Origin of the sequence: Streptomyces sp. NBC_01506 (assembly GCF_045040295.1) — a bacterium.
Taxonomy (GTDB): Bacteria; Actinomycetota; Actinomycetes; order Streptomycetales; family Streptomycetaceae; genus Streptomyces.
Genome location: NZ_CP109422.1, coordinates 6,179,802 through 6,191,793, shown reverse-complemented (window position 1 = coordinate 6,191,793; position 11,992 = coordinate 6,179,802). Strand labels below are relative to the sequence as shown.

General features: G+C 72.9%; 10 protein-coding genes and 1 tRNA gene. 3 read left to right on the top strand and 8 right to left on the bottom strand.

Translation table 11 applies throughout. The annotated features are described in order from the left end of the window. Positions 1 to 120: 120 nt before the first annotated feature. A tRNA-Cys gene (locus OG329_RS27490) sits at positions 121 to 192 on the top strand. Between the two features lie 89 nt (positions 193 to 281). Here the strand turns inward: OG329_RS27490 and OG329_RS27485 are convergent. The 7 genes from OG329_RS27485 to OG329_RS27455 all read right to left on the bottom strand — a co-directional run bounded on the left by OG329_RS27485 (position 282) and on the right by OG329_RS27455 (position 9,170). After that, the gene (locus OG329_RS27485) at positions 282 to 2,591 is read right to left on the bottom strand and encodes a xanthine dehydrogenase family protein molybdopterin-binding subunit (protein ID WP_405802045.1); all 2,310 of its coding nucleotides are present in this window, start codon (positions 2,589 to 2,591) and stop codon (positions 282 to 284) included. 5 nt (positions 2,592 to 2,596) lie between these two features. Further along, complete coding sequence (locus tag OG329_RS27480) at positions 2,597 to 4,132, bottom strand: 2Fe-2S iron-sulfur cluster-binding protein (RefSeq protein WP_405798934.1); 1,536 nt, start codon at positions 4,130 to 4,132, stop codon at positions 2,597 to 2,599. After that, complete coding sequence (locus tag OG329_RS27475) at positions 4,129 to 5,025, bottom strand: FAD binding domain-containing protein (RefSeq protein ID WP_405798932.1); 897 nt, start codon at positions 5,023 to 5,025, stop codon at positions 4,129 to 4,131. Before OG329_RS27475 ends, OG329_RS27480 begins: the two co-directional genes overlap by 4 nt. Before the next feature lie 308 nt (positions 5,026 to 5,333). Then, a complete protein-coding gene (locus OG329_RS27470; protein WP_405798930.1) occupies positions 5,334 to 6,980 on the bottom strand; it encodes a beta-N-acetylhexosaminidase in 1,647 nt (548 codons plus the stop codon). Positions 6,981 to 7,269: 289 nt separating this feature from the next. Beyond that, on the bottom strand, positions 7,270 to 7,572 hold the full coding sequence (locus OG329_RS27465) for a DUF3039 domain-containing protein (RefSeq protein WP_031231446.1): 303 nt from the start codon (positions 7,570 to 7,572) through the stop codon (positions 7,270 to 7,272). Between the two features lie 81 nt (positions 7,573 to 7,653). Beyond that, a complete protein-coding gene (locus OG329_RS27460; protein WP_405798928.1) occupies positions 7,654 to 8,457 on the bottom strand; it encodes an ABC transporter permease in 804 nt (267 codons plus the stop codon). Then, positions 8,454 to 9,170, bottom strand: coding sequence for an ABC transporter ATP-binding protein (locus OG329_RS27455; RefSeq protein ID WP_405798926.1), 717 nt, complete (start codon positions 9,168 to 9,170; stop codon positions 8,454 to 8,456). The genes OG329_RS27460 and OG329_RS27455 overlap by 4 nt, the downstream gene beginning before the upstream one ends. A gap of 114 nt (positions 9,171 to 9,284) precedes the next feature. On the opposite strand from OG329_RS27455, the gene OG329_RS27450 reads away from it, so the two are divergent. Both OG329_RS27450 and OG329_RS27445 read left to right on the top strand, forming a co-directional pair. Next, the gene (locus OG329_RS27450; protein ID WP_405798924.1) at positions 9,285 to 10,568 is read left to right on the top strand and encodes a sensor histidine kinase; all 1,284 of its coding nucleotides are present in this window, start codon (positions 9,285 to 9,287) and stop codon (positions 10,566 to 10,568) included. Further along, positions 10,565 to 11,296 (top strand): response regulator, encoded by a 732-nt coding sequence (locus tag OG329_RS27445; RefSeq protein ID WP_405798922.1) that lies wholly within the window; start codon positions 10,565 to 10,567, stop codon positions 11,294 to 11,296. The genes OG329_RS27450 and OG329_RS27445 overlap by 4 nt, the downstream gene beginning before the upstream one ends. On the opposite strand, the gene OG329_RS27440 is transcribed toward OG329_RS27445, so the two are convergent. Further along, the gene (locus OG329_RS27440) at positions 11,269 to 11,829 is read right to left on the bottom strand and encodes a YqgE/AlgH family protein (protein ID WP_405798920.1); all 561 of its coding nucleotides are present in this window, start codon (positions 11,827 to 11,829) and stop codon (positions 11,269 to 11,271) included. The genes OG329_RS27445 and OG329_RS27440 overlap by 28 nt on opposite strands. Positions 11,830 to 11,992 lie beyond the last annotated feature (163 nt).

Here is an 11,992-nt window from a genome sequence, read left to right as displayed (position 1 = left end):
TCCTGGTCCGTTGGGCCTAGGTCCCCCATGAACGGCGTGTGGCAGTCGTGTTGCGTGGTGCGCCGCCCTCTTGAGGGGCGTACGTCGGCCCGCCTACGGTCGGGTCAGCGCTACGCACACGGCCGTGTGCCCGAGTGGTTCAGGGGCTCGACTGCAAATCGAGTTACGTGGGTTCGATTCCCGCCACGGCCTCCTAAGAAGGTCTCGTCGGAAGGCTTCCTCTTCAGGAGGGGGCCTTCTCTCACGATCGCCCCGGCGCGCCCACCCTCACGCCTCCACCCTCACGCCCCCGCCGTCACCACGGCCGACTGCGGCCTGATCGGCAGCCTGTTCACCGGGCGGCCCGTCGCCGCGCGTACCGCCGCCGCGACCGCCGCCGGGGAGGTCACCACCGGCGCCGCGCTCGCCGGCTTCGCGCCGAACGGGGCCACCACGTCGCGCTCCTCGACCAGTTTGACGATCCGGATGTCCGCCGCGTCCAGGGACGTCGGCAGTGCGTAGCCGGTGAGGTCGGGGCGGCGTACCAGACCGCGTGTCGTACGAAGGTTCTCCGTCAGGGCCGTACCGATGCCCTGGGTGACGCCCGCCTCGATACGGGTCGCGAGCTGCGCCGGGTTGAGAACCCGGCCGACGTCCTGCGCGACGGCCATCTCCACGACGCGGATCGAGCCGAGTTCGATGTCGACGTCCACGACCGCGCGGATCGCGCAGAAGGCGAGCCCGACGAACGCGTCGCCCTGGCCGGAGTCGTCCAGCGGTTCGGTGGGGTGCGGGCGGCACTGGGCGGTGGCCCACAGTTCCTTGCCGTCCATCGCCTCGGTGACGGTGGTCGACAGCACACCGTCGTAGGAGGTGATCTTTCCGTCGGTGATCTGAAGCAGCTCCGTCGACATCCCGAACTGGTGCGCCAGCGGCTGGAGCAACTGCGTACGGACCATCTTCGCCGCGCGCTCGACCGCGCCGCCGGAGACCCAGGTATGCCGGCCGTGCGTGGCGGGGCCCGCCGGGGGCTGGTCCGTGTCGACCGAGGCGACGTGGACCTCCTCGATGCCCAGCGTCTCCTGGACGATCTGGCGGGCGAGCGTGGAGAAGCCCTGCCCGGTCTCGACGGCCGCGCAGATGACCGTGGCGACGCCGTCATGGACCTTGACGGTGGCCGTGGAGACCTCGTCGGCACCCTCGGCGCCGAGCATGTGGACCATGCCGAGCGCGTAGCCCACGCCCCGGCGTACGGCGCCGGGCTCGCCCGCGCCCTCCGGGCCGCCCGGCAGCAGCCAGGACGACTCGGGGATGTCCTTGGGCAGCGCGGGCAGCGGGAAGTCCCGTACGGCGCGCAGCAGTTCGGCGACGGGCGCCGGGCAGGTCACCGTCTGCCCGGTGGGCAGGATGTCGCCGGTCGCCAGCGCGTTGCGCAGGCGCAGTTCGGCCGGGTCGATGCCGAGCTTGGCCGCCAGCTTGTCCATCTGGCCTTCGTACGCGGCGCACACCTGCATCGCGCCCTCGCCCCGGACATGGCCGGAGGGCGGGTTGTTGGTGCGTACGGCCCAGCCTTCGATGAAGGCGTGCGGGACGATGTACGGGCCGCAGGCGAACGCGACGGCCGCCGCGAGGGATTCGGACGACGCGTCCGCGTACGCGCCCGCGTCGAGCAGGATCTGCGCCTCGACCTTGACGAGCCGGCCCTCGCTGTCGGCGTGGTGGCGGTAGCGCAGCAGCGTCGGGTGCCGGTGGGCGTGGCCGAGGAAGGACTCCTCGCGGGTCGCGGCCAGCTTCACCGGGCAGCCGGTGCGCAGCGCGAGCAGGCCGAGCGGGATCTGGAAGCCGGGGTCCTCGCGGTCGCCGGTGGCGCCGGGGACGCCGGTGACGACGACCTTCACCTGGTCGGGGTCGAGGCCGAAGCAGGCGGCGGCCAGATCGCGGTCGGTGTGCGGGTCGGTGGAGCCGGTGTAGATCTCCACGCCGCCGTCCGGGCGCGGTACGGCGAGTCCGGCCTCGGCGCCGATGGGGGCCGGGTCCTGGCGGCCGATGCGGTACAGGCCCTCGACGACCACGTCGCCCGTGAGGTCCGGGTCGCCGTAGCGCAGCGGGATGTGCCGGATCAGATTGCCGTCGGGGTGCAGCGGCTCCGCCTCGAACGCCTTCTCCGGGTCGGTGACGGGGTCCAGGATCTCGTACTCGACGGCGATGGCGGCGGCGGCCAGGCGCGCGGTGTCGGGGTGGTCGGCGGCGACGGCGGCGATGGCCTCGCCGTGGTGGCGTACGACCTCGGAGGCGAAGACGGGGCGGTCGGCGACGAGCCTTCCGTAGGAGGGGTCGCCGAGGACGTCGACATGGGTCACCACGGCCCGTACGCCCGGCATTTCCGCCGCCGCGCTCGTGTCGATCGACAGGATCCGGGCGTGCGGGTGCGGTGAGCGCAGCAGCGCCGCCCACAGCAGTCCCTCGGCCCAGAGGTCGGCGGCGTACGGGAAGGTGCCCTCGGTCTTGGCGCGGGCGTCGGCCGGTGGGAGTGAGGCGCCCAGACCCAGCGCGGGCGGCTCCTGCCGGGGGCCGTCGAGCGCCTGGGTCTCGGTGGCCGCGTCGTTGCTCACGCCGCTCACGCCATGCCTCCGTCGTGCGGGTCGAGAGGTGCGGGGTGGGCGCCGCCGGCGCCCGGTGGTGCCTGGTGCGGGATACGGGCCTCGTCGGCGGCGTCGGCGCTCGCCGCGCTGGCCGCGCGCTCGGCGACGACCTCGCCCACGGCGTCGAGCACGCCTCGGTATCCGGAGCAGCGGCAGAGGTTGCCGCACAGCGCCTGGCGGGTCTCCAGCTCGCTGGGGGCGTGGTTGCCTTCGAGCAGGTCGTGGACGGTCATGGCCATGCCGGGGATACAGAAGCCGCACTGGACGGCGCCGCAGTTGGCCAGCGCGCGCTGGACGTCGGACGGTTCGCCGTCGGAGGCCAGGCCCTCGACCGTACGGACCTCGGAACCGGCCGCAGTGGCCGCCGGGACGAGGCAGGAGGCGACGAGACGGCCGTCGACCTGGACGTTGCAGGCGCCGCACTCGCCCTGCGAGCAGCCGTCCTTGGCGCCGGCGAGGCCAAGGCGCTCGCGCAGGACGTAGAGCAGGGACTCGCCGATCCAGGCGTCGGTGACGGGGCGGTCGCCGCCGTTGACGCGCAGGACGTAGGAGTTGGCGGGGTGTTCGGCGCTGTCGTTGCTGCTGGTGAGGGGGGCGGGCTCGGGTTCGGCCTCAGATTCGGGCTCCGGCTCCGGTACGGCGCCGGGGGCGGGTTCCGCTTCCGCCACCGCTTCCGCCGCCGTTTCGGCTTCCGCATCCGCTTCCGGCTCGGCGTCCGTCTCCGCTCCGGCCGGTACTTCGGCCTCGGTGACGGCGGTCGCCTCGCGCTCGGCCTCCGGCGCCGGTTCCGACTCCGGTTCCGGCCGCTGTTCCGTTACGGGCTCCGCAACCGGTTCCGGTTCTGGTTCCGGTTCGGGCGCCCACGGAGCGCGCGCGCCACCCGGAAGTGTGGCGGGCGGAGCGCCGCCCGACCACTGCGAGGTGGTGGGCATGGACGTGGTGAACTCGCCCGATTCGTCCGGAAGATCGTCCGTGACGACCGGGATGACCCACTGCCCGGTGAGCTGCGACGGAGCCGGCGGCGCCGCCTCCGTACGAATGTCGTCGATTCCGGCGGCGGCGCCCGCGCCCGCGCCGACACCGGAACCGGCACCGTCCGTATCGGTGAAGGACCACTGACCGGTCGCCTGCGGGTCGTGCGGCACGTCGGGGCCGCCGGCCCCGCGCGGGTCGTACCCCTGCGGGTGGCCCTGCCCGTAGCCGTACGGATCGGGCTGCGCCTGCGGCGTGTGCGGCGCCCACTGCCCGGCACCCGCCGGACCGCCGGGCGCCACGCCGCCGCCCGGCTGCCGCTGGTCGATCGTCGGTGGTACGTACCCGTGTCCCGGCGCGGCCAGCGGCGCGTCCGCCCGGTCCTCGGGCGGCAGTTGGACGAAGGCGGTCGACTCGGCGTCGTACTCGCCGCCCTGCGGGATCGGCTGCCACGCGCCGCGCCCCTGCGGATGTCCGTAAGCGTGCGCCTGCGGACGCCCCTCCGGATTCCCGGAGTTCTCGTTCTCGTCGGTGGTCACGGCAGCGCCCTCCCCAGTGCTCGTCGAGCCAGCGTGGCGACGGTACGCCTCAGGTGCAGTACGGCGGGCGGCAGGGCGGGCGGCTCGCTCCCGTCCGCCGCCGGAGCCGGGTCGGGGATACAGGCCGCGGCGACGTACTCCCCGAAGGCGGCCAGCGCCTCGGGCGCCAGCCCCCGGTCCGCGTCCCAGTCGATCAGCGAGGCGATCCAGCGCTCGGCCTCCAGCGGACGCAGCGGCATCGGCGCGATCGCGCCGACCGCGCAGCGCACCCCGCGGCGCGCCGGGTCGAGCACGACGGCGACGGACGCGGTGGCCCGGCCGGGGCCGGTGCGGCCGGTCGCCTTGAGGTAGACCTGCGGGGCGTGCAGCAGTGGAACCCGTACGAAGCCGATGAGTTCGGCGGGCGCCAGCATCTCGCGGCCCGCCAGCAGATGCGAGACGGGGATCTCCCGGCGCGCGCCGCCGGGGCCCGCGACGACGAGGTCCGCCTCCAGGGCCGCCAGCACGGGCAGTGAGTCGCCGGTGGGGGCCGCGCTGGCGATGTTCCCGCCGAGCGTGCCCGCGTTACGGATCTGGGGCGGGCCCGCGGCGCGCGAGGACGCGGCCAGCGCGGGGATGAGGGCGGCGAAGTCGGGCCGTCCCATGCGCGCGTGGGTGAGTCCGGTGCCCAGCAGGGCGTGTCCGTCCTGGTAGTGCCAGCCGCGCAGTTCGCTGATCCGGCCGAGTCCGACCAGGCCGGCCGGTCTGAGAAGGCCCTTGTTGACGGCCGCCATCAGATCGGTGCCACCCGCGACAGGCACGGCGGCGGGCATGGCGCTCAGTGCCGCCACGGCCTCGTCGAGCGAGACCGGCAGCGTCACGGACTGCGCCGTCTGCGGTGCGTGCGTGGTCAACCCCACTGCCCCTTCCCGGTGTCCCGGCTGTCCGCCTGTGTTGGCCGTACCGTACGTGCTCACAGGCCGGACGAGGCAACTCTGGCACATCTTCCGGGCCTACCGGTCCGAGGGTCCATGAAGGACACATCCGCCCTCGAACGAGGTGAAGATCCCTTTTCGCGCCTCTTCACCGACACATACGGAATGCCATCTTTCGGCATTCATGTACGGCTTTGCCGTACGGACAACCCCGGTCGGGGGGTGCTCGGTTCACCGGGTTCACGGTCTCAGCCGGACGTGCGCGGGGCACGTACGCCGGCGCGGGCTCACACGTTCGGGGGCGGTCCCTCGATCGGACGTCCGAGACTGGCGGAGTCCCCGTTCGGCGCCGGGCGCTTCTGCCAGGGCAACGGGCCGCCGGGCGGCCGATAATCGACCCCGAGGGCGTCAAGGCGCTTGTAGTGCGCGGTCATTCGCCGTTCGAAATCGGTGAAGTCGCGGTCCGGGGAGGCGGGCAGCGCGGACCAGGCGACCTCGGCGAACGCGGAGAGGCGCGGGAAGAGTTGGTAGTCGACGCGGGAGCGGTCCTGCATCACCTCGGTCCACACATTGGCCTGGGTGCCCAGGACATGGGCGGCCTCGGCGCCCTCGAGCTGGGGCGGCACGGGCTCGAAGCGGTAGACGTCCTCCAGCGTGCGGACGTATCCGATGGGCATCGGCTCGTCCGCGCCCGCCGCCTGCCGGTGGTCCATGTACACATGCTGCTCGGGGCACATGACGACGTCGTGGCCGGCCTTGGCCGCCGCGATCCCGCCCGCGTATCCGCGCCAGGAGGAGACGGCGGCGCCGGGCGCGAGACCGCCCTCCAGGATCTCGTCCCAGCCGATGAGGCGCCGGCCGCGCGCGGAGAGCCAGCCGTCGAAGTGCCGGATGAACCAGGACTGGAGCTCGTCCTCGTCGGCCAGGCCGAGTTCACGGATCCGCTCCTGGGCGGCGGGCGAGCGCTTCCACTGGTCCTTGGGGCACTCGTCGCCGCCGACGTGGATGTACGGCGAGGTCGAGGCGGGGAAGAGGTCGAGCAGCTCCTCGAAGACACCCTCGAAGAAGCGCAGGGTGTTGTCGGTGGGGGCGAGCACGTTCGGGTTGATGCCCCAGGTGTCCCAGACCTCCAGCGCCGAGGTGTCGATGATGTCGGTGTTGCCCAGCTCGGGATAGGCGGAGATGGCGGCCTGCGAGTGGCCGGGGATGTCGATCTCGGGGACGACGGAGATATGCCGCTCGGCGGCGTACGCGACGATCTCGCGGATGTCGTCCTGGGTGTAGAAACCGCCGTGCGGCTTCTCGTCCCACAGGTCCGAGAACCGGTGGCCGTACTTGGTCCGCGACCGCCACCCGCCGACCTCGGTCAGCTTCGGATACCGCTTGATCTCAACGCGCCAGCCCTGGTCGTCGGTGAGATGGAAGTGAAAGACGTTGAGCTTGTGCGCGGCCATCAGGTCCAGGAAGCGCAGGACGCCGTCCTTGGGCGTGAAGTGCCGTGACACGTCGAGCATGACACCGCGCCAGCCGAAGCGGGGGTGGTCCTCGATGACCTGACGGGGGATCTCCTGCCGTACGCCGGGGGACACGGGCGCGCGGCGGAACGCCTTGGGACCGAGGAGCTGACGCAGCGTCTGGGCGCCCCAGAAGACACCGGCCGCGCTGCCGCCGTGGATCTCCGCGCCCCACTCGGCGGTGATGTCCAGCCGGTACGCCTCCGGGGCCATCGACTCGTCGATGCGCAGCGACACGGCGTTGCTGCCGCCGGGCGGGCCGGGGGCGAGCGGGAGTCCGAGGGCCGCCCCGAGGGTGGCGCGCAGCCAGCGCTCGGTGCTCTCGGTCCCGGGCGCGGCCCAGAGCGTGGTGGTCGAGTCGGGGACGAAGCCACCGCTCTGCGGGCCTTCGACACTGACAGGCGCGGGGATCAGGTCCATCACGTCAGTCCTCAGTCCTCAGTCCTCGTTCGGCTGGCATATGCCGGAGTCAACAGGTCGTTGAATGTCCAGGCTGGACACTAGGCCCGGCCACGACGAACGGACAAGTGGTCTCGACCATTCGGTGACCCGGCACACGTGTACCCCCCACCGGCCCGCGTACCCCCACGTCTACCCGCTCGCGCCGCCGTGAACGCGAACTGCCCCGGGGCGCCGTCTTCGCGCGCCCCAGGGGCAGTTGTGAGCCTGTCCGGCGATCAGAATGGAAGCAGCAGGGCCCAGCTCCGGCTCAGCTCTTGCCCTTGCCGCTCTTGTCCTTGCCGCCCTTGTCCTTGTCCCCGCCGGGGCCCATGGACTCGTAGATCTCCTTGCACATCGGACAGACCGGATACTTCTTGGGGTCGCGCCCCGGTACCCAGACCTTTCCGCACAACGCCACCACCGGAGTGCCGTCGAGGGCACTCGCCATGATCTTGTCCTTCTGGACGTAATGGGCGAAGCGCTCGTGGTCGCCGTCGCCGTGCGACACCTTCGGTGTCGGCTCCACGAGGGTGCCCGTACCTGCCCCGCGCTCGGGCTCAAGAGTGCTCATAACCGCCAAGGGTACCCACGCTCGCGCCATCCTGAGGGCGCCGGGCACAGCTCCGGCTCCGAGCACTGCGCGACCGCCCGCTCACGCGTCGCGCCGACGCAGCGTCGCGAGCCCTCCGCAGAGCGCCACGGCCGTCCACAGCAGCAGCACACCGAGGGCGCCCCAGGCATCCACGTCGATCCGGTCGTCGGGCGTGACCCGCATGAGCTGGACCCCGGCGACATTGGGCAGATACCGCGCGACGGCGCCGACGCCGGGCAGGCTCGCGAGGATGTCCGAGACGATGAAGAACAGCGGGACGAGGATGCCGAGGGACAGAACCGTGCTGCGGAGCATCATCGTGACAGCGGCGGAAATCAGACACAGCAGGGTCAGGTAGACGGCGAGCCCGACGACCGCGCGCAGCGCGCCGGGGTCGCCGAGCGAGGCGTTCTGGCGCTCCCCCATCGCCGTCTGCGCGACGGCGAAGGTGAGGAAGGCGGTCGGCAGGGTCACCGCGAAGGCGGTCACGGCGACCGCGGTGAGCTTCGCCGCGCCGAACACGCCCCGGCGCGGTACGGCGGTGAGCGAGGCCCGGACCGTCCCGGCCGAGTACTCGGCGCCCACCGCGAGCACCCCGAAGCAGACGAGGGCGAGCTGCGCGACGTTGGTGCCGGCGAAGCCGTAACCGACCGCGTCGAACGCGGGTTTGGCCCCGAAGTCGGCGTAATTGCCCTTGATCACCGAGCCGTAGAGGAACCCGATCCCGACGGACAGGGCCACCACGGCGGCCAGGTTCCACCAAGTGGAGCGGAGCGTACGGAGCTTGAGCCCCTCCGCCGAGAGGACGGCCAGGAAGTGGGACATCCGACCGCTGCCGGGCTGATCGTCGCGTACCGCGCTCATCGCACACCGCCCGACGTCAGCCGCATGAACGCCTCTTCAAGAGAGCCGGCCGGGCCCGCGTGCGTACGGACGATGTCGTCCACGCCACCCTCCGCGAGGAGTCTGCCGCGCCCGATGACCACTACGTGGTCGACGGTCAGCGCCGCCTCGCTCATCAGGTGGGAGGAGACCAGGACGGTACGCCCCTCGGCGGCCAGCTCCCGCATCAGGGTGCGGATCCAGACAATGCCCTCGGGGTCGAGCCCGTTGACCGGCTCGTCCAGCAGCAGCACGCCCGGATCGCCGAGCAGCGCGGCGGCGATCCCGAGCCGCTGCCCCATGCCCAGCGAGAACGTCTTCACGCGGCGGCCGGCGACGCCGTCGAGTCCGGTCATGCCGATCACGTCGTCCACCCGGCTGTCGGGAATGCGATTGGTGCGTGCGAGACAGCGCAGATGGGCACGGGCCGTGCGCCCGCCGTGCACGGAGGAGGCTTCGAGCAGCGCGCCCACCGCGCGCAGCGGATCGCGCAGTTGCCCGTAGGGCTCGCCGCCGATCAGGGCGCGGCCGTGGGTCGGGCGGTCGAGGGCCAGCAGCATGCGCAGCGTGGTGGACTTGCCGGCGCCGTTGGGGCCGAGGAAGCCGGTGACACGGCCCGGTTCGACCGTGAAGGACAGCGCGTCGACGGCGGTCGTGGAGCCGTAGCGTTTGGTCAGGTCAGACACTTCGATCATGCGCCGTACGGTCCCGCCCGCGCCGCCGTCCGCGCATCGGGCCGGGGGCGGAGCGCCACCGTCTCCCTCTCGCGAGGGACGCGGTGGCCCGCCCGCCGCCGCTACGGTCGGTGCATGACCGTCGACAGCCGCGCACGAGCGGTGTTCGGGCGCGGCGTCCCCGCACTTCTCGGGCGTGACGTCGCGGCCGAGCGTGCCGTCCTGGGGCGCGACGCGCTCGTCGTTCTCGTGTACGTCCTGCTGCTCACCGCCACCGGCACCCCCGACGCCTCCGTGCCGGGCGGGACGGGCGGGACGGGCGGGACGGCGGCCGGCGACCGGTACGTGCCGTTCTGGCTCCAGTTGTCGCTGATGGCCGCCGCGACGCTCCCGGTGGCGCTGCGCCGGCTCGCCCCGCTGCCCGTCTTCTGCTGGGTGACCGGGGTGTCCGCCGTCGCCGTGGCCTGCGACGCGCTGTGGGACCCGTTCCTGCCGGCCGCGTTCGCGCTCTACGCGGTCACCGTGACCCGCGAGGGCCGCCGCTGGTGGGAGCGCTGGCTGCCCGGCCTGGCGATCCTCCTGCTGACGGTCGCGGCTCTCTTCGCGCCGGCGGACGTGGCGGACACGTACTGGTGGTCGGCGGGCCCCGGCCAACTGCTGCTCGGCTTCGCCGCGCTGCTGGCCGCCGGGGAGCTGGGCCGGGTCGTACGGGAGCGGCGCGCCCTGGTCCTGCGGACCGGGCAGCAGATGGCGCAGCGCGCCGTCACCGAGGAGCGGCTGCGGATCGCCAGGGAGCTGCACGACGTCGTGACGCATTCGATGGGCCTGATCGTCGTCAAGGCGAGCGTGGCCAACCATGTCGTACGGACCCGCCCCGAGGAGGCGCACGACGCGCTGCGGATCATCGAGGCCACCGGCCGGGGAGCGCTCACGGAGATGCGGCACATGCTCGGCGTGCTGCGCTCGGACACCACCGGCGAGCGTCTGCCGGCCGCCCTCGGCCCGGCCCCCGGCCCCGGCGCCCTGCCCGAACTGGCGCGCCGCGCGGGCGCGGAGCTGACCGCCGAGGGGCTGGACGCTCTGCCGGAGGGCGCGGGTCTTGCCGTCTACCGGATCGTGCAGGAGGCGCTGACGAACGTGCTGCGGCACGCGGGGCCCACGGCGGCGTGCCGGGTGCGGGTCACGGCCGCGGAGGGCGTGATCGGTATCGAGGTGGTGAACGACGGGCCGCCGGTCGAGCACGCGGAGCGTCATCGGCGCGAGGGCCACGGCCTGGTGGGCATGCGCGAGCGCGTCGCCCTGTACGGCGGCACGTTCACGGCCGGCCCCCGGGACACCGGCGGCTTCGCGGTACGGGCGACCCTCCCGTACGCCAGAGCCACAAGCACACCCACCGCGCGCGTGGAGAGCGCCCGGTGATCCGGGTGCTGGTCGCCGACGACCAGGCGCTGCTGCGCGGCAGTCTGCGGCTGCTCGTGGACGCCGAGCCGGGACTGGTCGCCGCCGGGGAGGCGGCGGACGGCGCCGAGGCGGTCCGGCTGACCGCCGAGACACGCCCGGACGTGGTGCTGATGGATGTACGGATGCCGGGCATGGACGGGATCGAGGCGACCCGCCTGATCTGCGCCCCACCCGAAGCCCCGCCCCCCGGCATCCCGCGCGTACTGATCCTGACCATGTTCGACCTGGACGAGTACGTGTACGGCGCGCTGCGCGCGGGCGCCAGCGGCTTCCTCCTCAAGGACGCCCCGCCCGCCGAACTCCTCGCCGCGATCCGGGTGGTGGCGGCCGGCGAGGCGCTGCTCGCCCCTGCCGTGACGCGCCGGCTGATCGCCGAGTTCGCCCGCCGCCCCGGCCCGGCCCGCCGCGACAGCGCGGGCCTCGACGGCGTCACCGACCGCGAGCGCGACGTCTTGGAACTGGTCGCGCGCGGTCTGACGAACACCGAGATCGCCCGGCGCCTGTTCGTCGGCCTGTCGACGGTGAAGACCCATGTGAGCCATCTGCTCACCAAGTTCGGCGCCCGGGACCGCGCCCAACTGGTGATCGTGGCGTACGAGACGGGCCTGGTCACCGCCGGAATCGCGGACCCGGCCCCCGACGGCCCGCGCGCGGCGCGTCAGTTGAGCGAGGGGTCGTCCGGATAGGTGGCCACCATGGCGAGTTCACTGCGCTGTCTGCGCAGCACCGCGCGCCACAGGCTCTCGGGGCGCGGCGACGACACGTCCCCGGGCTCCGACTCGACCACGTACCAGGCGCCTTCGCGCAGCTCCTCCTCCAACTGGCCCGGCCCCCACCCCGCGTATCCGGCGAAGATCCGCAGCGAGCCGAGCGCCCGCGCGAGCAGTTCGGGCGGGGTCTCCAGATCGACCAGGCCGATCGCGCCGTGCACCCGCCGCCAGCCCAGCGGCCCCTCGTCACCGGGGATGACGGCGACACCGAGCGCCGAGTCGAGGGAGACGGGGCCGCCCTGGAAGACGACACCCGGGTCCCCGGCCAGGGCGCCCCAGGACGCCAGAATGTCCCCGACGTCCACCGGGGTGGGCCGGTTGAGGACCACGCCGAGGGAGCCCTCCTCGTCATGGTCGAGCAGGAGCACCACGGCGCGGTCGAAGTTCGGATCCGCCAGGGCCGGAGTCGCGACGAGCAGCCGCCCTGTGAGCGAGGACACCTCGGTCATGCGAGACATGATCCCGCACATTGGCCTTCCTTGGGGCCCGCGCGGCAGAGTGTGCGTGATCGCAGATCAGGCGCACAGCGGCACGGGGAGCGCAAGGACGCGCCGTAACCGGCACCGAAGTGGGCATGAAATGAAAGGTGACTCACGGCAAGTGGTGGCGAAC

Excerpts from the sequence above, each read along its gene's own strand:
- OG329_RS27470 (WP_405798930.1), bottom strand. The coding sequence starts at position 6,980 with ATGGACCTGATCCCCGCGCCTGTCAGTGTCGAAGGCCCGCAGAGCGGT.
- OG329_RS27465 (WP_031231446.1), bottom strand. The coding sequence starts at position 7,572 with ATGAGCACTCTTGAGCCCGAGCGCGGGGCAGGTACGGGCACCCTCGTG.
- OG329_RS27460 (WP_405798928.1), bottom strand. The coding sequence starts at position 8,457 with ATGAGCGCGGTACGCGACGATCAGCCCGGCAGCGGTCGGATGTCCCAC.
- OG329_RS27450 (WP_405798924.1), top strand. The coding sequence starts at position 9,285 with ATGACCGTCGACAGCCGCGCACGAGCGGTGTTCGGGCGCGGCGTCCCC.
- OG329_RS27440 (WP_405798920.1), bottom strand. The coding sequence starts at position 11,829 with ATGACCGAGGTGTCCTCGCTCACAGGGCGGCTGCTCGTCGCGACTCCG.
- OG329_RS27455 (WP_405798926.1), bottom strand. The coding sequence starts at position 9,170 with ATGATCGAAGTGTCTGACCTGACCAAACGCTACGGCTCCACGACCGCC.